The sequence below is a fragment of the uncultured Methanobrevibacter sp. genome (assembly GCF_934746965.1).
In the GTDB taxonomy this organism is placed as follows: domain Archaea; phylum Methanobacteriota; class Methanobacteria; order Methanobacteriales; family Methanobacteriaceae; genus Methanocatella.
Genome location: NZ_CAKVFS010000006.1, coordinates 95,104 through 119,549, shown reverse-complemented (window position 1 = coordinate 119,549; position 24,446 = coordinate 95,104). Strand labels below are relative to the sequence as shown.

At 27.2% G+C, this 24,446-nt stretch carries 23 protein-coding genes; 14 read left to right on the top strand and 9 right to left on the bottom strand.

Annotated features, from left to right (window positions below; all coding sequences use genetic code 11):
* Positions 1–5: 5 nt before the first annotated feature.
* Positions 6–797 carry a winged helix-turn-helix domain-containing protein gene (locus Q0984_RS06370; protein WP_299525270.1) on the bottom strand — a complete coding sequence of 264 codons (792 nt, stop codon included), beginning with the start codon at positions 795–797 and terminating at the stop codon, positions 6–8.
* A 194-nt stretch (positions 798–991) separates the two neighbouring features.
* Here Q0984_RS06370 and Q0984_RS06365 point away from each other — a divergent pair, with 194 nt between their 5' ends.
* Positions 992–1,747 carry a TatD family hydrolase gene (locus tag Q0984_RS06365; RefSeq protein WP_299525267.1) on the top strand — a complete coding sequence of 252 codons (756 nt, stop codon included), beginning with the start codon at positions 992–994 and terminating at the stop codon, positions 1,745–1,747.
* Positions 1,748–1,755: 8 nt separating this feature from the next.
* Here the strand turns inward: Q0984_RS06365 and sepF are convergent, their stop codons facing one another.
* Both sepF and Q0984_RS06355 read right to left on the bottom strand, forming a co-directional pair.
* On the bottom strand, positions 1,756–2,205 hold the full coding sequence (gene sepF, locus Q0984_RS06360) for a cell division protein SepF (RefSeq protein WP_299525265.1): 450 nt from the start codon (positions 2,203–2,205) through the stop codon (positions 1,756–1,758).
* Between the two features lie 5 nt (positions 2,206–2,210).
* A complete protein-coding gene (locus Q0984_RS06355; RefSeq protein WP_299525262.1) occupies positions 2,211–3,257 on the bottom strand; it encodes a DUF1611 domain-containing protein in 1,047 nt (348 codons plus the stop codon).
* Between the two features lie 219 nt (positions 3,258–3,476).
* Here Q0984_RS06355 and Q0984_RS06350 point away from each other — a divergent pair, with 219 nt between their 5' ends.
* Complete coding sequence (locus tag Q0984_RS06350) at positions 3,477–4,421, top strand: 3H domain-containing protein (RefSeq protein ID WP_299525259.1); 945 nt, start codon at positions 3,477–3,479, stop codon at positions 4,419–4,421.
* The gene (locus tag Q0984_RS06345; protein WP_299525257.1) at positions 4,414–4,995 is read left to right on the top strand and encodes a ZPR1 zinc finger domain-containing protein; all 582 of its coding nucleotides are present in this window, start codon (positions 4,414–4,416) and stop codon (positions 4,993–4,995) included. The genes Q0984_RS06350 and Q0984_RS06345 overlap by 8 nt, the downstream gene beginning before the upstream one ends.
* Positions 4,996–5,006: 11 nt before the next feature.
* Here the strand turns inward: Q0984_RS06345 and Q0984_RS06340 are convergent, their stop codons facing one another.
* Both Q0984_RS06340 and Q0984_RS06335 read right to left on the bottom strand, forming a co-directional pair.
* Positions 5,007–5,447, bottom strand: coding sequence for a hypothetical protein (locus Q0984_RS06340; protein ID WP_299525254.1), 441 nt, complete (start codon positions 5,445–5,447; stop codon positions 5,007–5,009).
* Positions 5,448–5,697: 250 nt separating this feature from the next.
* Positions 5,698–9,942: a hypothetical protein gene (locus Q0984_RS06335; protein ID WP_299525251.1), complete on the bottom strand. Its 4,245-nt coding sequence runs from the start codon at positions 9,940–9,942 to the stop codon at positions 5,698–5,700.
* Between the two features lie 451 nt (positions 9,943–10,393).
* Between Q0984_RS06335 and Q0984_RS06330 the strand changes: the two genes are divergently transcribed.
* The 8 genes from Q0984_RS06330 to Q0984_RS06295 all read left to right on the top strand — a co-directional run bounded on the left by Q0984_RS06330 (position 10,394) and on the right by Q0984_RS06295 (position 16,685).
* Positions 10,394–11,524, top strand: a complete 1,131-nt coding sequence (locus tag Q0984_RS06330) for an adhesin (RefSeq protein WP_299525248.1) — start codon at positions 10,394–10,396, stop codon at positions 11,522–11,524.
* Positions 11,525–11,687: 163 nt separating this feature from the next.
* Positions 11,688–12,167: a MarR family winged helix-turn-helix transcriptional regulator gene (locus tag Q0984_RS06325; RefSeq protein WP_299525245.1), complete on the top strand. Its 480-nt coding sequence runs from the start codon at positions 11,688–11,690 to the stop codon at positions 12,165–12,167.
* Entirely contained in the window at positions 12,160–13,545 is a 1,386-nt protein-coding gene (locus Q0984_RS06320; RefSeq protein ID WP_299525242.1) for an MATE family efflux transporter, read from the top strand. Before Q0984_RS06325 ends, Q0984_RS06320 begins: the two co-directional genes overlap by 8 nt.
* A 260-nt stretch (positions 13,546–13,805) precedes the next feature.
* Positions 13,806–14,483 (top strand): UMP kinase, encoded by a 678-nt coding sequence (pyrH, locus tag Q0984_RS06315; protein WP_299525239.1) that lies wholly within the window; start codon positions 13,806–13,808, stop codon positions 14,481–14,483.
* Positions 14,484–14,496: 13 nt separating this feature from the next.
* Complete coding sequence (locus Q0984_RS06310; RefSeq protein ID WP_299525236.1) at positions 14,497–15,288, top strand: TatD family hydrolase; 792 nt, start codon at positions 14,497–14,499, stop codon at positions 15,286–15,288.
* Between the two features lie 16 nt (positions 15,289–15,304).
* Positions 15,305–15,496, top strand: coding sequence for a DUF2116 family Zn-ribbon domain-containing protein (locus tag Q0984_RS06305; protein ID WP_299525233.1), 192 nt, complete (start codon positions 15,305–15,307; stop codon positions 15,494–15,496).
* A gap of 9 nt (positions 15,497–15,505) precedes the next feature.
* The gene (locus Q0984_RS06300) at positions 15,506–15,829 is read left to right on the top strand and encodes a YbjQ family protein (RefSeq protein WP_299525231.1); all 324 of its coding nucleotides are present in this window, start codon (positions 15,506–15,508) and stop codon (positions 15,827–15,829) included.
* A gap of 1 nt (position 15,830) precedes the next feature.
* Positions 15,831–16,685, top strand: coding sequence for a hypothetical protein (locus Q0984_RS06295; protein ID WP_299525228.1), 855 nt, complete (start codon positions 15,831–15,833; stop codon positions 16,683–16,685).
* Positions 16,686–16,712: 27 nt separating this feature from the next.
* Here Q0984_RS06295 and Q0984_RS06290 read toward each other — a convergent pair whose 3' ends face one another.
* Positions 16,713–17,525 carry a sulfite exporter TauE/SafE family protein gene (locus Q0984_RS06290; RefSeq protein ID WP_365907164.1) on the bottom strand — a complete coding sequence of 271 codons (813 nt, stop codon included), beginning with the start codon at positions 17,523–17,525 and terminating at the stop codon, positions 16,713–16,715.
* Positions 17,526–17,689: 164 nt separating this feature from the next.
* On the opposite strand from Q0984_RS06290, the gene Q0984_RS06285 reads away from it, so the two are divergent.
* Positions 17,690–18,655 (top strand): hypothetical protein, encoded by a 966-nt coding sequence (locus tag Q0984_RS06285; protein WP_299525409.1) that lies wholly within the window; start codon positions 17,690–17,692, stop codon positions 18,653–18,655.
* A gap of 40 nt (positions 18,656–18,695) precedes the next feature.
* Positions 18,696–20,600, top strand: a complete 1,905-nt coding sequence (locus Q0984_RS06280; protein WP_299525222.1) for an MJ1255/VC2487 family glycosyltransferase — start codon at positions 18,696–18,698, stop codon at positions 20,598–20,600.
* Between the two features lie 12 nt (positions 20,601–20,612).
* On the opposite strand, the gene Q0984_RS06275 is transcribed toward Q0984_RS06280, so the two are convergent.
* The 3 genes from Q0984_RS06275 to Q0984_RS06265 form a co-directional block, all read right to left on the bottom strand.
* Positions 20,613–21,545, bottom strand: a complete 933-nt coding sequence (locus Q0984_RS06275) for a transcription initiation factor IIB (RefSeq protein ID WP_004032173.1) — start codon at positions 21,543–21,545, stop codon at positions 20,613–20,615.
* Between the two features lie 47 nt (positions 21,546–21,592).
* The gene (locus Q0984_RS06270) at positions 21,593–21,880 is read right to left on the bottom strand and encodes a Gar1/Naf1 family protein (RefSeq protein WP_299525219.1); all 288 of its coding nucleotides are present in this window, start codon (positions 21,878–21,880) and stop codon (positions 21,593–21,595) included.
* A 130-nt stretch (positions 21,881–22,010) separates the two neighbouring features.
* Positions 22,011–22,748, bottom strand: coding sequence for an RraA family protein (locus Q0984_RS06265; protein ID WP_299525216.1), 738 nt, complete (start codon positions 22,746–22,748; stop codon positions 22,011–22,013).
* Between the two features lie 430 nt (positions 22,749–23,178).
* Between Q0984_RS06265 and dnaG the strand changes: the two genes are divergently transcribed.
* A complete protein-coding gene (gene dnaG, locus Q0984_RS06260) occupies positions 23,179–24,438 on the top strand; it encodes a DNA primase DnaG (protein ID WP_299525213.1) in 1,260 nt (419 codons plus the stop codon).
* The last annotated feature ends 8 nt before the right edge of the window (positions 24,439–24,446 follow it).

The following is a 24,446-nucleotide window of genomic DNA, read 5'->3' as shown; positions in this document are numbered from 1 at the left end:
AATACTCATTTATTTATATTATTTTTAAAGTTTTCAAATAAATTTTCACCCCATTTAATACATTCCTCTTTTTTAGAAGTTATTATCCTATTTTGATCGAAATTCCCATCATTTCTAAAAAGACCAAGAATCATTACTTTATCTGTTACAACTAACAAAAAATTACATTCATTATTAAAAGTAGATAAATTTAGACAATCATTTCTCAAATTTAAAGCATCTTTGAAATTTTTTTCAATACTTTCTGGAACTAAAATATCAACACTATTTTTTGCATCAATTAAATTATTTATACATATATTAAATTCATCATGAACAAATGGCAAAACGGATTTTAAATAGCCTGCTTCTTTTAAAGAATGTTTAATTATATTATATGTTTTATAAATATCTTTTTCAGTTGATTCAATCAAGATAGCTTTACCAAGCAAATATAATTCTGCTACAGATTCTTCAGGAATCATATCTACAATATGTGCATCTAAAATATTAAAAAATTTGTTAAGCAGTTTTATTGTATTATTTAATTCCAAAATATTAGATATATAAAATTTAGCTACATTTGATATGAAATAGAAATTTCCTTCTCTATAAATATACTCTTCAAGTTCTAAACTAAACATATTACTAGATATTGAGCTATAACTTAAACCTGTGGTCTTATTAATATCTTTCATGTTAAGAGGTTGTTCGTATAAAGTTGCTAAGATTTTTAATCTCACTAAAGAGTTTGTTAAGTGTTTAATTTCTTCAGATATTGATTCATAATGGTTTATAGATTTTTGATTTTTATTCACAGATATCACCAAAAAGTATTACTAACAAATATATTTTTAATACTAAAAAATATAAAAACTCGGAAAGTGAGAATATATGCAAACTAACAGTTAAGCAAAATATAAAAATAATAACTTCCAACAAATAAATTTTTTAAGAGAGATAACTATAATATTAATCAGAAAAAAATCTATATTAAAAGAAAGTGATTAAAATGATTGACACACATATGCATGGAGATTCAAGAAGTAGTGAAGATTTTGGTGAAATGTATTTATCTGGAATAGACACTGCAATAACTTGTAGTTTTTACCCATACAAGTTAAATAATGAAAGCACTCTTTTAAATCATTTGGAGAGAATTCTTAACTACGATACATTAAGAGCTAAAGAATACGGACTTGATTTAAAAGTCGCATTAGGAATCCATCCAGCAAATACAAGTGTAAATCCCGAATTAATATATGAAAATCTATATAATTGGATTGAAAATAAACAAATAATAGCTATTGGTGAAATCGGACTTGAAGACTTAACTGATAATGAAATAACTATTTTTAAAAAACAATTAGATATTGGTGATGAAACCAAATCAAAAGTTATTGTTCACACACCACGTAAAAATAAAAAAGAAGTATTGGAAGTTATTCAAGATATAATCCACCAACACATTAACCCAAAATTAGTTGTTATCGACCATGTAAACCAAAATATAATTGAAGACGTTATTGACAAAGATTATACTTTAGGTTTGACAGTACAACCTCAAAAAATGGATAAAAAAGAAGCAATATCTATTTTAGACCAATATGGATTTGATAAATTCTTATTAAATAGTGATATTAGTAATAAACCATCTGATCCATTATCCGTTCCAAAAACTGTAAGAGAACTTGAAAAATTAGATTATAAAAAAACAGAAATAGAGAAAGTAGCATTTAAAAATGCTGAAAAATTCTTTAAAATATAAGAATTTTTCTATTTTCTCACTAATTTAACTCCTTTTGGAGATATAATAATTAAATTTTTATCATTACAACGAGAAAGTAAAAGTGCTTGTGCCCCATAACTATTTCTCATTTGTTTAATTTTATCACCAGCAAGTTTAAAATTAGCAGGACTTTCCTTTTCTAAAAAAGATAAATCTAAAATAACAGGATTACTTTCTTCAAGAACTTGATCAACTACATAATTAATATCATCAATAGTTTTTGGTCTTATTAACATTATTTCATAGAAAGATTGCTCTGGAGAAATAGAAACATCATCATAATATCCATGACCACCTAAATCAGAAGTAGCATTATTTGACATTCTAAAATCATTAGAATGAGAAGGTGCTCTTCTATAGTTATTTGAATGGTTATTATGTAAAGAGGTATCTTCTTCAAAACCTAAACTTCTTTTTAACGCATCAGTGAAACCCATTTAAATTACTCTCCTAAATAATCAAATATTGCATCTAATAATTTTGAAGCACCATTGTTATAAACATCTTCAACAGGTAAATTATATTTGTTTTCAAAGTATTCTATATCCAAATCATCAGCATTTCTAAGATTAATAGAAATTCCAACTACTTTTGTAGGTTCTACAGCCTCAATAGCTTTAATTTCTTCTTCAATACCACGAGGTTCTCTATATGGGTGATTTGGCCTATGTCCCATAATAACTGCATCAGGAGCAGCACCAATTAAAATAGCTGCAGATAAACCTCTTGGATGAGGATTTCCTTTTTCAGTTAAACTAGATTGACCTTCAATAAAAATAATATCTGGTTTTTTAGTTTCTTCAACATATTTGATTGCAGATAAAACAGCTGCAGGAACATCCATAGCAGATAAACTTCCTGCTCTGAAATTAAATTCAGTTGGTTCTTCAAGACCCATTTCATCAGTAGAAATAACTGCAGAAGTTAAACCTCTTTCACTAGCAGCAATTCCTAATTTTTTAGAAGTAGTTCTTTTACCACATTCCTGAGAAGTTCCTCCAACAAAAATTACTGGAGCTTTTGGTTCATAAGATATTTTTGGTAAAACTTCACATGATCTTTCAGGAGCTATTCCTGCTATTTTTTCAACAACATCTAATCTAGGACCGATTTCTTTGATAACTAAATTTTTTGAATCAGCAAATTTTTTTAAAGAAATATTATCTTTAATAGATAATGATCTAAAAGAAGTTATAACATTTAATCCAGCATCAATAGCTTGAACAGCATATTTAATAGCTGATCCTTCTGCACCAATAGGCAACATGATAACAAGAGATTTTGCAGAAGATTTGCTTAAGCATTCATTTAAACTTGCTGCAACAGTTTTACCGCAAAACTGAGTTCCTTGTTTATTAACATCATCATCTATAAAGCCAACTGCTTCAATGCCCTCAAGATTGGAGAATTTTTCACCTCCACCTCCACAACCAACAACAATAAAGGGATTTAAATCTTGAAGTTCTTTAACTGAATCTACTGAATACAAAAATATCACTCCTATAACTTATAATTTATAACAACTGTGTAACAAAATAATCTTAATTTTTTATAAAAACTTTAAATAAAAAAAGATTTTCAAAAAATTCTAATCTATTTATTAATTATTAGTTTTCTTATTATTAAAATATAATGTTTTTAAAAACAAATATTTTAATTAAGAAGAATCATTATATAAATATTTAAAAATAGTTAGGAGACAACTAGCATGAGAAAACCTTATGTTATACTAATTGGAAGTGCTTCTGGAATTGGAAAATCAACAATAGCTGCAGAATTAGCTAAACAACTAAACATAAAACATTTAATTGAAAGTGATTTTATAAGAGCAGTTGTTAGAGGAATTATTGGAAAAGAATATGCTCCTGCACTCCATAACTCATCTTATGAAGCTTATAAAAGCTTAAGAAATAAATTTAAATATGATAATTATGATGAATTAGTATCGGCAGGATTCGATGAACATGCATCATATGTAATTCCAGCAATAGAAAAAATAATTCAAAGAGCAATCACTGATTTTGATGATATTATAATTGAAGGAGTGCATTTGGTTCCTGGATTAATTGATATTAAGAAATTTCAAGAAGATGCTAATATTTATTTCTTTATTTTATCATCTGATGAAGAAGCCCACAAAGAAAGATTTGTTAAAAGAGCAATTCAGATACATAGAGGTGGAAAACAACTAGATTTCTTTAAAGAAAATAGAATAATCCATGACCATTTAATATCTCAAGCAAAAAAATTCAATGCAACAATATTAGAAACTGGAAATATTGAAAATACATTAAGCAAACTGCTTAAAACAATAAATCAAACCTGTAAAACTATTCGTTTAACTAACACTATTGATGATTTGGAAAATGTTATTGATATTATTATAAAAAAGAATAACAGTAGTATAATTAAAATAGTTTACAAATTAGATGAATTTAAAGATTCATTAGTCAGAGATGTTAATATCACAGATACAAACGAAGCCAGTAAATTTATTAAAAACTTAAATGAAAATAAAGATAAAAAAGAAGATTTGAATAAATTATATACATTATCAAAATACAGAGAATTTACCATCTGTGCACCTAATGAAGATAAATTAAATAATATAATTAATGAATTAACAAAAAGAGGATTTGTTTATAATGAATGAAGAAGAAATTAACGAAATGATTATTAAATGTCCTGCATGTAACACTGAAGGAGTAGCTAAATCAATAATGAGAGAAATTGAAATACCTCATTTTGGAAAAGTTTTAGAAACAACAATTCTTTGTGATTCCTGTGGATTTAAACATAGTGATATTATAGCACTTGAACAAAATGATCCTGCAAAATATATTTTAGAAATAAATAAAGATAATCTATCTACTCGAATTGTCAGATCACAATCTGCTACCGTTTCTATTCCTGAACTTGGTGTTAAAGTAGAACCTGGACCAAAATCAGAAGGATATGTTACTAATGTTGAAGGTGTAATCACAAGATTCGAAGATGCAGTAAAACAAGCACTTCATTTATTTAATGATAACACTTCTCAAAAAAATGCACAGATAGTTTTAAAAGATTTAAAAAGTCTCATTAATGGAGATAAAACTGCTACATTAATTATTGAAGACCCATTTGGTCAAAGTAATATTGTAAGTGATGATGTTGAAATTTTAGATATCCCTGAAGAAGAATTAAAATTATTAAAAACAGGTTTTAGTATTATTGAAGATAATTAAAAAAGAAGAGATTATTCTTCTTCCTCATCTTCATCATCATGTGCTAAAAAGCTACTTAAATCATCTTCTTCAGCAACATCTTTTAATTTTAAGGTTCTTTGAACATCCATAGCTAATGCATTACAATCTGCTTTAATAGCTTCTAAATGTAATAATATTCTTTCTTTTTCTTGATTGATTCTTGTAATATTAGTGTATGGGTAAGTAGATTCTTTAAGCATCTCATATTCGATAGTTGTATAAGGATAGTCATTTAATTGTTTACATACGTTTTTAAGAACTTCCCCTAAAAATTTATTCATTTCTACTTTTACTCTTTCCCTGATCATTTTGTCATCATCAAGGTTTTCTTTCATTAAACGAACAACTTCAGCTTTAGCAAAAGGTAATTTTTCTTCATCTTCTTCTGCAAATTCTTCTGTTGTTTCTTCAATCATTTCTTCATCAGACATAATATAACCCCATTATTAATTAATTAGATAAAAAATGTAATTTAATATAATTACACCAATATCTAAATAAATATTTGTTAAAAGTTCTATTTAAAACTATTGAATATATAAAAATTTTGAATTATTTTTTTAATAGTTGTATTGATAAATATAGAAATAATTGATGCAAAAATTAATAATTTTAGTACTTTAAAAATTTAAAAAAGCGGTTGAAAAAAATAAAAATTAGTAGCTAAATAGCTACTTTAAATTATCTCTTCTTTGAAATTTTAATAGGTGAAAATCCAATGCAAATTCCTGAAACTAAAAGTAATAAAAATATTGGTAATCCAGTTTTTTGCAAACCAACATGTGTTAAAGCAGATAATGGAGTTATAGTTTCCAACTTAGAAGTTAAAGCTTTATAAAATGGATTATTTAACTTTTTATCCAATATTAAAGATTTTACATTATCTTCAATTTCTTTAACTAATTCATCCAAAACAAGAACATTAACTTCATCATGATTATTAGATTCATTATAATCATAAGTATCAGATAAAACATTTACTTTATTTTCAAATTGACCAGAAGTTAATGCAATAGCTTTAACAGTCAAAATAACTTTTTCACCAACACCCATAGAACCGATAGTTAAAATATTATTTTTACTATCAAAAATACCCTTAGTAGATTCTGCAGACAGCAATTTTAAATTATTATTTAATATTTCTATTACTTTAACATTTTCTGCAGTGTCTGGACCATTATTAATAATCTCAATTAAATATTCAATCAAATCATCAACATAAAACTCTTGTTTTGATACTGATTTTACAATAGACAAGTCTGCAGATGATTTAACTTGAATTGATTTTTCAAAATGATTATTAGTTAAATTATTATCTTTTTCATTACCTTTAACTTTAACAAAGTTTGTAATGTTTCCTGTTTTAACTATCCTAGAAATAATATCTAACCTTAACTCTTCACCAACATCTAAATTTCCAATATTCCACACACCACTTATTGGATCATAAACACCTTTAAGTGAATTAAATGAAATATATTCTAAAGAGTTTGGGAGCAAATCATTAACTATAACACCAGTCGCAGAATTTGGCCCAATATTTTTAACAATTATTGACCATGTAACTAAATCATTATAATTAGGATTTGAATTATTAATTAATTTAACAACAGCCAAATCAGCTACTTTAACTACATCAATAGATTCATTATCCACATTATTAGATTTGTTCCAATCATATTCATTAGAACTAGCACTAGCTACATTCAAAATGTTACCTAATTTATTCACCTTACAATAAATATCCAATGTTTCATTAATTCCAGATTTTAATGAACTGATAAACCATATTCCAGATTTTACATCATAATGACCATTTGTTAATTTAGATTTTACAAATATTAACCCCTCATCTAATAAGTCCTTAATTTGAACATTAGTTGCAGTATCTGGACCATTATTTGAAACAATAATTGACCATTTAATCATTTCACCAAAATCAGGATCAATATTGTTTACATATTTTTTAACAGAAAGATCAACACTTGAATTAACATCAATACTGTTATTTGCAAAATTATTTTTTAGATTCCAATCATATTCATTTCCAGAGACATTTGCAATATTAACTATTTTACCAGTTTTATTAACTAAACAAATTATTTCTAATTCTTTTGTTTGATTAACAAGCAAATTACCAACTTTCCAAATACCTTTAAATGAATCATCCAAACAAATTAATCCTTCAGGCAAAATATCTTGGACAATAACGCCTGTTGCATTATTTGGACCCTTATTAGTAACTTTCAAAATCCATTTAACTAAACTATTAAATTTAGGATTAATATCATTAACAAATTTTTCAATAACTAAATCTGCACACACATCAACATCAATAGAACTATTATCATAATTATTACTTAAATTCCAATCATATTCATTTCCAGACACATTAGCCTCATTAACTATTTTACCAGTTTTATTAACTAATGTGATAATATCAATGGAAATAGATTTACCACTTTCCAAAGTTCCAATATTCCATATCCCAGATTTAAAATCATAGTTACCATTACCGGAAATATAAATCAATCCTTTAGAAAGTAAATCTTTAACAAAAACTCCAGTTGATTTATTTGGACCATTATTAGTAACTTTTAAAGTCCATTTAACTAAACTGTTAAATTTAGGATTAGTATCATTAACAAATTTTTCAATAACTAAATCTGCAGATGAGTTAACTTTAATACTTGCAGAATCATTATTATTTTTTAAATTCCAATCATATTCATTTCCTTGGACACTAGCATTATTTATAAAAGTTCCTGTTTTATTAACTAATGTTGTGATTGTTATGATTTTAGATTCACCAATATTAAGTGAAGCAATATTTAAAATACCTGTTTTTTGGTTGTAATTTTTATCATTGCAACTTAAAATAAACAAACCTTCCGGAATTAAGTCTTTTAATTTAATTCCAGTTGCTTTATTAGGTCCATTATTTGTAATTTTTAAAGTCCATATTACTACATCACCATAATTAGCATCTATTAAATTAGAATTTTTATTTACTTGAAGATCTGCTTTTGGATACACATTAAAAAAGGTGACATTTGTAATATATTTATAATAAGTATCTTCAAAGTGAGTTGCACTAACTTTATATTTTCCAGGTTTTACATTTTTTAAAACATTTGAAACATAACCTTTAAAATCTGATTTTAAAGTTTTATTAAAAACTACAGAACCATCTTCATGAACCACAGTTAACAAAACATCCATATTGTACTCTCTACTATCCTGATACAATTTCCCATTATTACTAGCTCCTAAAATTGGAGTTTCACCATTTACTTTGATTTTATCTTGTTTTGCACAATTATAAATTGCATTTGAAACAGATAAATCCCCATATTTAGCTATATTATTTCCTCCAAATATAGTAGCTGAAATTTCACAAATATCCCCATAATAAATATTTTTAGCATGAATTGGTAATGCATATACCCATGCTTGATTTTCAGCCATTATATTGTCTGAAATAATACAATTCAAACCAGATTTATCATAGTAAATAGCACTACCATTTCTTGCAACATTATTATTAAAAGTGTTTTTACTAATAGTAGCTGAAGAGCTATTTATATAAATAGCACCACCTAAACCATCATCTAATTTTTTAACATCTGGAATTGCCTCATTAGCTACAAATGAAGAATCCTCAACAGTTGTTTTATCACCATTAATATAAACAGCACCACCATTTACATTAGCTATGTTACCATTAAACTCAACATTATTAATTTTAACTGTTTTAGCCACAATATTTACAGCACCACCATTTATTGCTGCAACATTCTTTTTAAATACTGAACTTTGAATTTCTATATTTTTACCTTTTAATTGAATAGCACCACCATAAAGAGCCTTATTTTGATCAAATTTACAATCAACAACCTTCAAATCCATATTCATATTTGCATAACCTGTACTTAATGCACCACCATAAAGTTTTGCATAATTATTACTAAAATTACAATTTTTAATAATACCTGATGCATGATAAGTTAACGCACCACCCTGATTTGCAGAATTATTAATAAACTTACAATTTTGATAAGTTATTCCATTTCTAACACAACCTGCACCCCCATGAGAAGTATTTAAATTATGTGCAATAGCTTGATTATTAATAAAATTACAATTTATAATATCTGAGTGTAAATCATACTCATCACGACCAACCTGAATCGCACCACCATATGCTTCATGATTTATTCTTGGTTTAACTTTATTAGCTATAAAATTACAACCCACAATTTTAGTATTATTTCCATACGCACCTACAGCCCCTGCAGCTATTTGTGCAAAGTTATTTGTGAAATTACAATTTTGTATAAATAAATTATTTCCATTAATTGGATAGTTACCACTTTTATCAAAAATTGAAAGAGTATATATTGCACCACCAGAATGATCTGCATAATTATCTTCAAAAACTGAATTTTTAATAGTTACATCTTTTCCAAGAATTATCATAGCTCCTCCCTGTCCAGAGTTACCATTGATAAATTTTAAATTATTTATCGTAGATTTTGATCCAGATTCCTGAATTGAAAAAATACAAGAAATATTTTTTCCATCTAAAATCGTATTAGAACCTCCAATAATTTCAAGATTTTTATTTATAAATACTACCGAATTACTGTTATCTGCACTATAATAACCATTTAAATAAATTTTTCCCCCATCATCTACTTTATCAATTGATTTTTGAATATCACTAAATTTTCCACCATTAAGAGTTATTTCATTAGTTTGTACAATATCATTTTGAGAATTTTCCAAATTATCTTTATCCAGATTTATTTCATGAGTTTCAAAAGTTTCATTTAAATCAGCACCAAATGACATACCCATAGTTGCCAATACTAAAATTAATGAAACTAAAGAAACAATGAAATGTTTTCCTTTACTTTCAAACATTTAAATCTCCTATCTTGAGGACATTTTTTAACTACTATTAATTAACTTCAAATCAGCTACTAATTAGCAATTAAACTTTTTATTTTCAGTTTACATTTTAAAAATAACAATTATCAAATGTTAAAATTTAAACAAACTATAAAATTAATATCAAACTATTAAACATAGACAAATAACACCAAATATTTTAAAATAAATACTTAGATATAATTTTATAAAGTCAATCCAATTTAACACACCAACTATTATTTTTTAAAATAACAACATTACAGAACTTAAAATAAAAGATAATCTTCTTTAAATCCTCAAAAAGGCTATTAAACTTTAATTTATTTAAATTTTTTCTAAAAAACAAATACAAATCATCAAATATGAAAAATAATCCATTTAATAAATAATTTAACAAAGTAACATACAAAAGTTATTATATTATAAAAAGTGAAATAAGCTTATGAAAAAACAAATTGTAATTATCTTACTAGCTATCCTATTATTAACTAGCATAATTCAAGAAGTATCTGCAACTACAACTGTTTTTTTAACCTCAGACAACATCATGGGGACAAATGAGGATGCAGATATGCTAAATTCCATAAAAACATACATTGAAGACATGAGTAATGGAAAAATCAAAGTAATAGTTGATAGTCAAGCTCCAGGACCTGGTGAGGGAACACGAGCTATTGAAGCAAATGCAAATGTTAGTGTGGCACTAGCTGCAGTAGATCCTGGTAATTTTTTAGTTTTAAGCAAATACTCTTCATCAACTCCAAATAAACAAATAATCTTCGTAAATACTGGAGATTATGATTTAGATAATGCAAATTCACTAAGAAGAGCATGGGACGATAATTATTCAAAATCAATTTTTGCAGGAATTAATCAACCAGGAACCTTTCTTAATGATTCAGGAGTTAACTACATCCAACCATTAAAGGAATATCCTGATAAAGGTTCTGACGGTCATTTAAGCCAAAATAATGATGAAGCTAATAAATATATTGCTCAAGAAATCATTAATAAAATAAATAATTACAACAGCACCAAACATTATAACAATGATTTAGTAATAACTCATAAATTAGCACCTTCAAGTATGGCCCAAGCTAGTCAAAGTCTTTTAAATAATAGAAACAATGAAATGAATGATACATATAATAATTATTCTGCAGAACAGCTATTATATTTAACTAGTTCATATTTAAATGGAAATGGTTTAGAAAGTCCTAAAGATTATAAAGCTCCAAATTCCCCATTAAAATATTCAATATTGACTAAAGACTCATATTCAATTTACGATTATATAAAAATGGGAGGAATTGTTAAAAACTACATGGATGAACATGAGCAAGCACCAGATTATATATGTTATGACGGAGCATACATTAGCTATTATGATTTACAATACAATTTTGCTAAAATAACTGCTAACCATACTGATGCTTCACAAATGGACTTTAATAGAGAATATCATTTTGATAAAGTTAATGATACAATTTTATTAAGTATACTGCCAGTTGTACTAGTAATTTTAGTAATAATGTTTATTTATGTAGTATTTAAAAGATTATTACGCAAATAATATTAAATTAACCTCATTTTTTATTTTTTTACTTAACTAATTATTGTTGTAATTATCAATTATTGTTATAACAATTGTTGTCATACCAACTGTTTTATATAGTATAAAATCATAATATTAAAATTGTAAATTTTCAAAATAAAATTTATAAAAAATGATTTTTATGAAATGTGACATGAATCTGTTTAAAGATGAACATAATAAATTTATTACATTTATTTCTATAATACATAGGCAATACTTAATATACTTAAACAATTGTCTTAAAAACGAAGAAATAACCTCATCACATGCACCCATACTTGCATATCTACTATACAAAGGAACTTCCTGCCAAGAAGACATTGTAAATCATTTTAAGATAGATAAAGGAAGTATAGCTAGATCAATACAAAAATTACAAGAAAAACAACTTATAAACAAAGAAATAAATGAAAATAATAGGCGAAAATACCAATTATCTTTAACTGAAAAAGGGAGAGAAGTTGCTTTAAAAATCATGAATTTAAATAATGAATGGGAAAACCAAATATATTCAACATGCAATACTAACGAAAAGCAAATAGTTGAATTAATGAGGAAAATGACCATCTCATCAATAAACATTCAAAAAAACACACAAAAGGAGGAAGAAAATGGCTGATATGACCAAAGGAAAACACGCGAACATTGAATTAATAACTGGAGATCCAAAAAAAGCTATTAACAAATTAGCTTGGCCAATGATGTTATCTATGCTTCTCATAATGCTTTATAATTTAGCAGATAGTGTATGGGTATCAGGACTTGGAGCAGATGCTTTAGCAGCACTAGGTTTTATAACACCACTATTTATGATTATTGTTGGACTTGGAAACGGAGTAGGTGCAGGTGCAAACTCATTAATTGCAAGAGCATTTGGAGCTAAAAAAGACCATGTAGCAAACAATGCTGCATTACATGCAGTAATATTAACCATAATCATAGGTATTGTAATTCCAATAATATTGCTCCCATTAATCCCAGAAATAGTCGTAATCATGGGAGGGGCTAGTGTTACTGACTTATGTATGGATTACAGTGTAGTTACATTTGGATTATTAATAGTATTCTTATTCTCAGCAGTACTTTCATCAATATTAAGATCAGAAGGAGATGTAAACAGAGCTACAATAGCAATAGCCATTACAGCTGTATTAAATATTATTATTGACCCAATTTTTATATACACATTAAATATGGGAATAAGTGGAGCTGCTTGGGCAACTGTAATTTCTGCAGGAATATCCTGCATTGTAATGGCATACTGGATATGGATTAAAAAAGACACATACATGAATTTAAGTTTTAATCAATTCAAAAAAAGCAAAGGAATTATAATTGAAATCATGAAAGTAGCTATACCATCTACAGCAGAACAATTAATTATCTCAGGACTTACCATGGCAATAAATGCAATGCTCGTTATTGTTTCAACAACAACTGCAGTAGCAGTATATACTGCAAGTATGAGAATTGTATCCATGGCTATGATTCCATTAATGGGTATAGCTACTGCACTTTTAACAGTAGCAGGAGCAGCATATGGTGCTCGTAACTATGAAAAATTAAAAATTAGTTTCACATACAGTATCAAATTTGGATTAGTAATTTCATTGATTTTAGGAGTACTAACATTTATATTTGCACCGCAAATCGCATTGTTATTCTCTTACTCAGCAGCAACAGCATATTTAACATCACAAATAGCATTCGCACTTAGAATATTCTGTTTCTTCTTAATATTCGTACCATTTGGTATTGCAGGATCATTTGTATTCCAAGGAATTGGAAAAGGAACATCTTCATTAATAATAACTATTGTAAGATCATTATTTGCTGAAGTAGTCTTTGCATACATATTTGGAATAATATTAGGCTATGGAGAAATGGGTGTCTTTGCAGGAGTAATTATAGGAAGCTTCATAGGTTCCATGTTTGGTTACACTTGGGCTAGAATATTTATTAAAAAACTTAAAATTAAATTTGGTCATGCTGACTAAATTTAATTCTTTTTCTTATTTTAAAAATTTAAATAAACATACATCTAATTTTCAGTTAAATTAACTCACTATTCAACATGAATATAACATGACTAAAAATAAAAGAATAATTAAAATAATAGTTAAAACTAGCTATTTTTAAAACAAATATTTCTGAATTTAATATGTAAAAAAGATAAAAAATTATTCTCCTTTTTAAAACACAAGTAATTTAAAATTTAAATAATATCATTTGAATAAATAATAGTTAAGGTGAATATATGAAAATAGTCGTAGCAATTGGAGGATCAATTTTATTAAAAGAATATGATTGTAAAAAATTCCAAGAATATAGTGAAATATTAAAATCACTAGCTAATGAACATGAAATATTTGTAGTTGTTGGTGGGGGAAAACCTGCTAGAGAATATATTGGAGTTGTTCGTGACCTTGGAGCTGGTGAAGCTCAATGTGATGATATTGGAATTGAAGTTACAAGAATTAATGCTAAATTATTATTATCTGCACTTGGTGATGCTGCTTACCAAAAAGTACCACATAACTTCCAGGAAGCTCTTGAATATTCAGCTACTGGTAAAATAATTGTAATGGGTGGAACAGAACCTGCTCATAGTACTGATGCAGTTTCAGCTATTTTAGCAGAATATATTCATGCAGATAAACTTATTAACTTAACATCTGTTGATGGAATGTATAATAAGGATCCTAATAAATATGATGATGCTGAATTAATTAAAGAAATTACAGCTAGTGAAATGATTGATTTTATTAGTGGCAAAGATAATAAAGCTGGAACCTATGAATTCTTTGATATGACTGCTATTCAAATGATTAAAAGATCTTCCCTTGAAACTATAATAGCTAGTGGTTATGAAGTCGAAAACTTAGTTAAAGCTATTAATGGGGAAGAAGTAGGGACCAAAGTTATCAACAAATAAATTAGGTGATTAAGTGGAAAATCTTATTGATATTGGTCTTAATTTAATGCATCCCTCTTTTAAAAAGAATAAACAGGAAATAATTGAAGATGCAAATAATGTTGGAGTTTCTCAATTTATAATTACTGGAACCAATGTCAAATCAAGTGAAATAGCTTGTGATTATGCATCTAATTATCCTGGAATTTTATATTCTACTTCTGGAATTCATCCTCATGATGCAAAAACATGTGATGAAAATACTCTTTTTGAATTAGAAAAAATAGCTGAAAATAATTGTGTTGTAGCTATTGGAGAATGTGGTCTTGATTATAACCGTGATTTTTCTCCAAGAGATATTCAAAGAAAATGGTTTGAAAAACAAGTTGAACTAGCTGAAAATTTAGATATGCCTTTATTTTTACATGAAAGAGAATCACATGAAGATTTATATAATATCTTAAAAAAACATGAAGATATCTGTGAAAAAGCAGTAGTTCATTGTTTTACAGGAACCAAACAAGAAGCTCAAAATTATATTGAGTTAGGATGTTGCATTGGTGTTACTGGATGGATTTGTGATATGAAAAGAGGTAAAGACTTGCAGGATGCTGTGAGTGTGATTCCAGGAAATAAATTAATGATTGAAACTGATGCTCCATTTTTAATACCTAAAAATTTTGATAAAAAACCTAAAAGTAATAAAAATGAACCTAAATATTTACCTCATATACTAAAAACAATTGCTCATTATAAAAACGATTATAATGTAGAAAAACTTGCGAAAGAAGTTACAAAAACTACTAAAAACTTTTTTAAAATATAAAAAATATGGTGATAATATGGCTGTAGAACCTCATAAACATTGCCCAATTTGTGGAACCCCAATACCTTTAAATGAACTTGTATGCTCTCCAGACTGTCAAAAAGTTTGGGATCAAAGAATTAATCAACAAAAGAAAAGTAGATATGCATTAACTGGAGTTATTATAATTTTCTTAGCTGTTTGGGCAGTAATGACATTTATGAAATAAGTGATGAACATGATATTAACATCTGCAAATACCCTGGAAAACAAAGAAATTATCGAATATAAAGGTTTAGTAACTGGAGAATCATTAATTGGAGCTAATATTTATAAAGATTTGTTTTCAGGTGTTCGTGATGTTGTAGGTGGAAGAACATCAAGATACGAAGAAGAAATTCAAAAAGCACGTGACATTGCACTAAACAGTATGGAAGAAAAAGCTAAATATTTAGATGCTAATGCTATAATCGGGCTTAAAATTTCTTATGATAATTTAGGAGGTACCATGGGTAACACAATACTTGTAACAGCTTATGGTACTGCTATAAAATACGAGTAACATGAATTTTAAAGAAATAATAGAAAAAACAGATAATTTAAAAGAAGCAATTATCTGCATTTCTTTTGGAACAGTTATTGGTATTTTAACCTATTATATTTTTTTATATTTCCATATTGATATTTATGGATGGAACTTTGGACTTGTATTTGCACCATTAGCTGCAGGATATGCTGAAACAATATTAGCTAAAAAAATTATTGGTGAAGATATTGGAGCAATAAGTGCATTTATTTTATTCCTCGTAACTGTAATTTATGGTTTTATTATTGCAAATCCTACATTAGGAGTAAATGCAATCACACTTGGATCAATAGTTGTAATATTACAGGCAGCTATTCCAACAGTTATTAATTACTTCTTTTTAGTAGTTATTATTGGAATAATTTCTTATTTCTTTGGATTCTTTAAAAAGATTACTGATTATTGTTATTCCAAAATATATGATTCATATTACAAAATAACTGGAAAAGAAAAACCAGTGCGAACTATAAATACAAACATAGTTGAGAATGAACTCGAAAGTAATAAAAAAATCAATGATTTGAATTTTATATTTATAACAAGTTCCCATCCAATCAATAAAAAAATTGAAATTATAGATCAATTCCATGCTACAGTTATCTTAGAAAGAGATAAACGATTAATACAGACAGACCCTGAAAAAAATGAAAAAGATACTTTGAAAATGCTTAAAAAAGCTAAAGATAATGTTCTAATCCAAATAGCTACTGACATTAAAGCTAATGGAGGAAATGGAATATTAGATTTAAAAATAGAATATAGTTTAATTGGTATTGGTGGAGATAGTTTCCAAATTACTGCAATGGGTATGGGAGTAAAATTTAAAGATTAAATTTAGTTATATCCTTACTCCATACTCTCATGGTAAAATTCCTAACATTTTAAGTGAAATATACAACACAACTAAACCAAATACTTGTTTTAATCTTTTTTCAGGTAATTTATGTGCTATTTTAGCACCATAATAAGCTAATGGTACTGAAAACATTGCAATAACTATAAAATTAACTAGACTTATATATCCTAAAGAAAATGGAAATGGATTAATTCCCCAACCGGAAATTATATATGATACTGTTCCTCCAATAGCTGTTAAACTAATAAATATTGAAGAAATTCCAATTGATTTAATCATAGAAAATCCAAATATTGAAGTTAAAAGCACCATTAAAAATATTCCACCACCAATTCCTAAAAGACCAGAAGAAATTCCAACTAGGATACCAATGACTGCAATATTAATTATATTAAATTGAATTCTGGCTTTTGAATCTTTTTTATTAGCTAATACCAAATTACGAATAGCTACAAATAATAATAAACATCCAAAGATGATTTTTAATATCTGAGTAGGTAATATTGATGCTATTAAACCACCGATAACCCCTCCAACAATACCAAACAATCCTAATTTTATTCCAGGTTCTAAAATATCATCCATAACTTTTAAATGTCTATATGCACCACTAGATGCCGTTGGAATAATAATTGCCAAGCTAGTTCCAAGAGATATGAGCATTGCTAAAGAAGGATTAAGGCCTAAGTATTCCAATAAGAAATACTGAAATGGGACAATTAAAAATCCACCACCCACACCTAAAAGACCAGATGCAAATCCAGCAACAACACCAATTAAAATTAAACCAATAAAATATTCTAATGTAAACATTATAAAATCTCTTTAGTAAATCTTTTAAATCATTAAAACTTAAATTAATCTTAATGAAAAGGAATAATATAATATTGGTAGGAATTATATTTATACTATTTGCAGGAGTGCTTTTTGTAACTGACATTTTTAATTCAGTAATAAGACCAATAACTCGCATATTCTTAATGGGTTCTTCTAAAGGAAAAGATATCCTATTTTTTGGACTGTTTGGAGTATTTTTAATATTAAGTCAAATATTTACCTTAAAAAACAGAGATATAAATTCTGACAAATACTTGAAAATTGCAGTTTGCATAGGAAGTATCTTATTAATTTCCGGAATTATTGTTGAAATTATTTTTAGACAGAACTTAGGAATTCCATTAAATGTTACTTTTATGAGTGAAAATACTCAAGCAGCCAGTACAAGTATTTTACACACCCATTTACTTAAATCCATATTTGGAGAATTTATAACTTCCCTAATTGGACCATTTATTGAAAGTGAAATCAATACAGGAGTAGGATTATACACTTATGTTCCGAATATGGCAAAAATAGTAATTATATTATTCCCAATACTGTTTATATTTGAAATATTAGGTAATCAAAAAAGATTAGCTCCAACAACTATACTCTTAAGTTTTTTTTCAGCATGTTTACTTATAGGTGGATTAGATGGAGGTATGTTTTCTACACCTTCAATGTTAGGTATTTGTGGACTTTATTTAATATACAGAAATCATTATTACTTTGATTACATTTGTGGAGTTATTTTAAAAAATAAAAACATATTAAAGCAAGTCAAAAATGAAAAACCATCCTACAAAGATGTAGGACTAAGTGAATTAAAATTTTATTTAAATAGATTATTGCCATACATAATAGCCATACTTTTTATAAGTTTAAGGCTTTCAATAGCTATTTTTGGAGCAAATAGTGAATATTATACTTTGGAAGTTGTAAATCCTACAGACAATATTGAATTAAATGATTTTCCAGTAGAAAGTGTTCAGCATGAAGGAAATAAACTTGTTTACACTATTAACCACAATTATAATGAAATGGAATTAATAAAAGACTTAAAAATTCCTTTAAACAATAAATGTGATTATTATACTATTTCATGGAATATTTATTCATATATTTAATTAATAAAAATTTATAAGTTCAAAAATGTAATATTAATATATGATTTTAAGCATTATTATACCTACATATAATGAAGAAGAATATCTTCCAATACTTTTAGAAAGTATTAAACAGCAAGATTTTAATGATTATGAAATAATTGTTGCTGATGCAAATTCTAAAGATAATACTGTTAAAATAGCTGAAGAATATGGGTGTGTTGTAGTTGAAGGAGGTATGCCTGCTGTAGGTAGAAATAATGGTGCTAAAGTAGCTAAAGGAGAATATTTATTATTTTTAGATTCTGATTTAAAACTTACTGAAGATTATCTTGCAAAAGTTATTTATGAATTTAAAATGGAAAGATTAGGAATAGCAATTACACAAATGAAACCTCTTTCTAAAAAAACAGAAGATAAAATATTACATGATTTAGCTAATTTATTCATGATTAGTGTTGAAAAAATTAAACCCCATGGTGCAGGTTGTTATGGGATAATAACTAAACGAAAGTTACATGAGCGTTGCAATGGATTTAATGAAGAATTAACATTTGGTGAAGACACTGAATATATTGAAAGATTAGCTAAAAAAGAAAAATTTAAAGTTTTAAGAAATGCTAAAATTGGAGTTTCTACAAGACGTCTTGAAGAAGAAGGTTTAACAACACTAGCTAAACAGTATGGTAAAAGTACTGTAAATGACTTTTTAGGTATCCGAACAGATGCATCAGATTTAAATTATGGTTTTAATCATGAAAAAGAACATATAAGCAAACATAAACTTGATAAAATTGCCATAGAATCTGAAAAATTAACTCAATTAAAAAATAATTATGATGAATCTATGCAAAAATTAAACTCTGCAAAAACCTATTTTAAGAATTCCAACAAATCAGACAATAGAAATAAAAAAATAATATTCTATTGCATTTGTGGTGAAGGAATGGGCCATGCTATTAGAAGTAGTGTAATAATTGATAGGATAAAAGAAAAATATGATATATACATATTCAGTAGTGACAGAGCATACAATTACTTAAATAAAAAATTTGATAATGTTTACAAAATAGGTGGATTTAATACTGTTTATATAAATAACAAAGTTAGCAACATAAAAACACTAATTAATGCAATTAAACGTAACCCACTTAATATTAAAGAAGGATATGAAGAATTATATAAAAAAGCAAGAAAACTATCTCCAGATATTATTGTTACTGATTTTGAAATTTATGCAACAATAGTTTCTAAACTTCTTAACATACCTTTAATTAGCTTAGATAATATCCATATGATTACACAAACTGCAATAGACTATCCTCCAAAACATCAAGGCGAAATGCTAAAAGCAAAAGGAGTTATTAAATCATATGTAATAAAACCTAAAATACATATTTTAACTAGTTTTTTTTATCCTAAAATTAGACCTAAAAAAAGAGCAGTACTTTATCCTCCAGTAATTCGTGAGGATATTTTAAAATTAAAACCTACCACTGAAGACCATATTGTTGTTTATCAAACAAGTAAAGAAAGTGGAAAACTAGTTGAACAATTAAAATCTCTTAATGAACAGTTCATTGTCTATGGGTTCAATAAGGATAAAATAGATGAAAATTTAAGATATAAATTATTTAATGAAGATGAATTTTATAATGATTTAGCTAGTGCAAAAGCAGTTATATGTAATGGAGGATTTACATTTATATCCGAAGCAATCTGTCTTAAAAAACCTATATATAGTGTTCCAGCTATTGGAAACTTTGAACAAACATTAAATGGATTTTATGTTGAAAAATTAGGCTACGGAGAATATCACGAGCAAATGAATCCTCAAAAAGTAGAAAAATTCTTAAAAAGACTTCCAAAATATCAAAGTAACTTATCTAAAGTTAAAAAAACAAATAATGATGGTATCATTAATGAGTTAATATACCGTATAGAAAAATATAGTAAAAAAAGTTAAATGAAATGGTGTTTATAATGTTACACCCATTTCAAGTTGTTCAGTTAATTCTTTGTACCTATTTCTTATAGTTACTTCAGTAACTCCAGCAATATCTGCTACATCTCTTTGAGTTTTTCTTTCACCTAATAAAACAGATGCAATATACAAAGCAGCAGCAGCCACACCAGTTGGACCTCTTCCAGAAGTTAAACCTTTTTCCATAGCTTTTTCAATAATTTCAATAGCTCTGGATTGTGCTTCACCAGATAATCCTAATTCACTAGCGAATCTTGGCACATAATCTACTGGAGAAGTTGGTGGTAATTTAATATTTAATTCCCGTGTAAGGAACCTGTAAGTTCTACCTACTTCTTTTTTAGTAACTCTTGATACTTCAGCTATTTCATCTAAAGTACGGGGAACATTACAACGTCTACAAGCAGCATATAAAGAAGCAGCAACTACTCCTTCAATACTCCTTCCACGAATAAGTTTATTATCTACTGCACTTCTATATACTACAGATGCAGCTTCCCTCACACTTCTTGGAAGACCTAATCTTGAAGAATCTCTGTCTAATTCACTTAATGCAAATGCTAAATTACGTTCAGTAGCACCAGAAATCCTAATTTTTCTTTGCCATTTCCTTAATCTATACCATTGTGCTCTGTTTCTTGCAGGAATATCACGACCATAAATATCTTTATTCCTCCAATCAATCATAGTACTTAAACCTTTATCGTGAATGGTGTAAGTAATTGGAGCCCCAACTCTAGTACGTTTATCTCTTTGTTCGTGGTCAAATGCCCTCCATTCAGGACCCATGTCCACTAAATTTTCATCAATAACTAATCCACAGTGAGCACAAACAACTTCAGCCCTTTCATAATCACCAATTAATTCTGTGGATCCACATTCTGGACATACGGTTTGTTTATCTTTATCATAAACATCCCCTTGCATGATTTCTTTTTCAGTTCTTTTATGTCCAACTTCTCTAGGGATTTCATTTACTTTTTGTTTCGTGTTTTCACCTTCCTCTTCCTAGGTTTTTTAGATTTTGGTCTTGATACAAACAGTTTTTCACCATAGTTTTTCTTAATTTTATTTAAATTAGCAGATCTAAATAACTTAATTGAAACATATGGATTCTTAGTAGGTCCAAAAACATAGCTAACCTTACCTATTTTAGTTTTATCGCTATTAAAAACAATACCACCAGGACTAGGTGTTTTAGATGATCTAGCTATTAATTTTCCAGAATTTGCAATGTGCAAACTATTTCCTAAAACTTTCATAAAAAATCAATCATAAAATAATCTGTATCACTTAATAGATATGCATAAACTAATATATAAATGTATAGATATATTTATATATCAATAAAATTTGCTATTTAAATGTTTTACTATTTGATTGTCTTAAACACTATTTTAACCCAACTACCTGAGATAATGTTTTTCCCTGATTTATATCTTCAATAATATTAGACTCCTTCAATTTAACAGCTAATGTTTGTATCATGACTTTTTTAAATAATTTTTGAGGAATAACAACAACACCAGTTTCATCCCCATAAAAAAAATCTCCCGGACAAACAGTCATGCCATTTATATCAACATCAACATTGATTTCACCCAAACCCAATGCAGAACCTGCATTCGGAGCATAATCACATGCAAAAATAGGATAATCCATATAATAAAGAGCATCTAAATCTCTAACAGAACCATAAATCACAGTAGATTTAATTCCATTCTTTTTAGCACAAGTTGATGCTAATTCTCCCCACACAGACATGTCTGAATTATTAGTTTTAATAAATAATACATCACCATAATTAGATTCATCAATAGCTAATGCAGAGGTTCCCCAATCATCAGAATTTGTTACACAAGTAGTAATTCTACCCCAAACTCTTAATTTATTAATAGGTTTTAATTCCTTAATAACACCAGATCTTCTTGAAATTCCATTATACGCATCAGAAATTTGACAAGTAGAAACACAGTCAAGTAAAGATTTCAAGTTAATATAATTTTCATAATTTTTCTTATTATACACCAAATCATCAATAGATACTTCACTTAAATCTATATTTTCTACAGCAATATTTTTATTTAAATCTTTTTTATTATGTAATAAATCTTTAGGGGTTATTGACATTGAATCACTTCTCTTAATTAAATATTATTTATATATGTAAACACTATCTAAAAAGATTTTTCAAAATTTTTGATATGACTAATAATTATATATATTAGTATTTTCAAAATTAGTTAATGAAGTATTAAAAAATACTCAATATTATACTTATAAAGAGTTTATTTACATTTATTATTACAATTTATTTATTATTCAATTTTAAAAACAAAAAGGAGCAGTTAAAATTACTAACTAAAATATAATTTTAAAATTCAAAACAAACTATGGAAAAATTAGTAATATGCTCAGTAGATTCTAACTCTTTTTAGTGTATATAAGATATCTTAATTAAAGATATAAAATATGTTTATCAATTGATTATTTTCTTAAAATACCCAATTTTTAAAAAAGATGAGAAAAATAAGCCAATAAAATAAAAGGAGGCTTAACAATGGGAAAAGGAGAAGAATTAACTACAACAAAATACTTAATTCACGCACAAATTAATGCAAATGGAATTGTAGAAAAACCAGATGTTGTCGGTGCAGTATTTGGACAAACAGAAGGATTATTAAGTAATGATTTAGATTTAAGAGAACTTCAAAGAACTGGAAGAATTGGTAGAATCCAAGTAACCATACATTCCAACAGTGGAAGAGCAAAAGGAGAAATTGTAATTCCATCCAGTTTAGATAGAGTTGAAACAGCTATCCTAGCAGCATCACTTGAAACAATCAATCGTGTAGGACCTTGTGAAGCAGAAATTCACACAATAAAAGTTGAAGATGTTAGAGCAGTAAAAAGAGAACAAGTTGTAAATCGTGCAAAAGAAATTTACAAAAACATGATTGAAAGTGCTAGTCCAGCTAGTACAAGAATGATTGAAGAAGTAAGAGAAGCAATGCGTATCCATGAAATTTCAGAATATGGAGACGATAAATTACCTGCAGGTCCAAGTATACACACTTCAGATGCAATTATAGTTGTAGAAGGCCGTAGTGATGTTTTAAATTTACTTAAATATGGAATTAAAAATACAGTAGCAGTTGAAGGAGTAAGTGTTCCACAATCAATAGGTGATTTAAGTAAAAAAAGAACCACAACTGCATTTGTAGATGGTGATCGTGGTGGAGAACTTATCTTAAAAGAACTATTGCAAATAGGAGATGTTGATTATATTACACGCGCTCCAAAAGGTAAAGAAGTTGAAGATCTTGAAAAAGACGAAGTATTAATTGCACTAAGAGATAAAGTTCCTACAGCACAGTTCTTAGCTACCAACAACATATTAAATGAATCCAATAGCAAATCAAATCATAAAAAACATAGTAACAAACACAACAAACATACAACTACAAAACACCAACAATTTGAAAATAAAACCAAACAAGAAACAGATATGATTGAAGAGATTCCTATTGAAGATGATGAAACTAAATTAATGAAAGATATGTTAAAAGAATTTGAAGGTAGTGGGTGTGGAGCTATATTAGATGAAGCTTTAAACATGACCCAAGAAGTAGAAGTTGAAAATATCTATGAAGAAATTAAAAATATAGAAAACAGTGCAGATACTGTTATTTTTGATGGAGTTATAAGTCAAAGACTTGTAGATGTTGCTTCATTAAAAGGAATAAAAAGATTAGTAGCATTCAAATCTATGAACATAGTTAAAAAACCTAATAATTTAAAAATAATAACCATAGATTAATAAGGTGG

What these genes read in the sequence shown, in the direction of transcription:
- Q0984_RS06365 (WP_299525267.1), top strand. Translation starts at nt 992, where the DNA reads ATGATTGACACACATATGCATGGAGATTCAAGAAGTAGTGAAGATTTT.
- sepF (WP_299525265.1), bottom strand. Translation starts at nt 2,205, where the DNA reads ATGGGTTTCACTGATGCGTTAAAAAGAAGTTTAGGTTTTGAAGAAGAT.
- Q0984_RS06350 (WP_299525259.1), top strand. Translation starts at nt 3,477, where the DNA reads ATGAGAAAACCTTATGTTATACTAATTGGAAGTGCTTCTGGAATTGGA.
- Q0984_RS06345 (WP_299525257.1), top strand. Translation starts at nt 4,414, where the DNA reads ATGAATGAAGAAGAAATTAACGAAATGATTATTAAATGTCCTGCATGT.
- Q0984_RS06340 (WP_299525254.1), bottom strand. Translation starts at nt 5,447, where the DNA reads ATGTCTGATGAAGAAATGATTGAAGAAACAACAGAAGAATTTGCAGAA.
- Q0984_RS06335 (WP_299525251.1), bottom strand. Translation starts at nt 9,942, where the DNA reads ATGTTTGAAAGTAAAGGAAAACATTTCATTGTTTCTTTAGTTTCATTA.
- Q0984_RS06330 (WP_299525248.1), top strand. Translation starts at nt 10,394, where the DNA reads ATGAAAAAACAAATTGTAATTATCTTACTAGCTATCCTATTATTAACT.
- Q0984_RS06325 (WP_299525245.1), top strand. Translation starts at nt 11,688, where the DNA reads ATGAAATGTGACATGAATCTGTTTAAAGATGAACATAATAAATTTATT.
- Q0984_RS06320 (WP_299525242.1), top strand. Translation starts at nt 12,160, where the DNA reads ATGGCTGATATGACCAAAGGAAAACACGCGAACATTGAATTAATAACT.
- pyrH (WP_299525239.1), top strand. Translation starts at nt 13,806, where the DNA reads ATGAAAATAGTCGTAGCAATTGGAGGATCAATTTTATTAAAAGAATAT.
- Q0984_RS06305 (WP_299525233.1), top strand. Translation starts at nt 15,305, where the DNA reads ATGGCTGTAGAACCTCATAAACATTGCCCAATTTGTGGAACCCCAATA.
- Q0984_RS06300 (WP_299525231.1), top strand. Translation starts at nt 15,506, where the DNA reads ATGATATTAACATCTGCAAATACCCTGGAAAACAAAGAAATTATCGAA.
- Q0984_RS06295 (WP_299525228.1), top strand. Translation starts at nt 15,831, where the DNA reads ATGAATTTTAAAGAAATAATAGAAAAAACAGATAATTTAAAAGAAGCA.
- Q0984_RS06285 (WP_299525409.1), top strand. Translation starts at nt 17,690, where the DNA reads ATGGGTTCTTCTAAAGGAAAAGATATCCTATTTTTTGGACTGTTTGGA.
- Q0984_RS06280 (WP_299525222.1), top strand. Translation starts at nt 18,696, where the DNA reads ATGATTTTAAGCATTATTATACCTACATATAATGAAGAAGAATATCTT.
- Q0984_RS06275 (WP_004032173.1), bottom strand. Translation starts at nt 21,545, where the DNA reads ATGCAAGGGGATGTTTATGATAAAGATAAACAAACCGTATGTCCAGAA.
- Q0984_RS06270 (WP_299525219.1), bottom strand. Translation starts at nt 21,880, where the DNA reads ATGAAAGTTTTAGGAAATAGTTTGCACATTGCAAATTCTGGAAAATTA.
- Q0984_RS06265 (WP_299525216.1), bottom strand. Translation starts at nt 22,748, where the DNA reads ATGTCAATAACCCCTAAAGATTTATTACATAATAAAAAAGATTTAAAT.
- dnaG (WP_299525213.1), top strand. Translation starts at nt 23,179, where the DNA reads ATGGGAAAAGGAGAAGAATTAACTACAACAAAATACTTAATTCACGCA.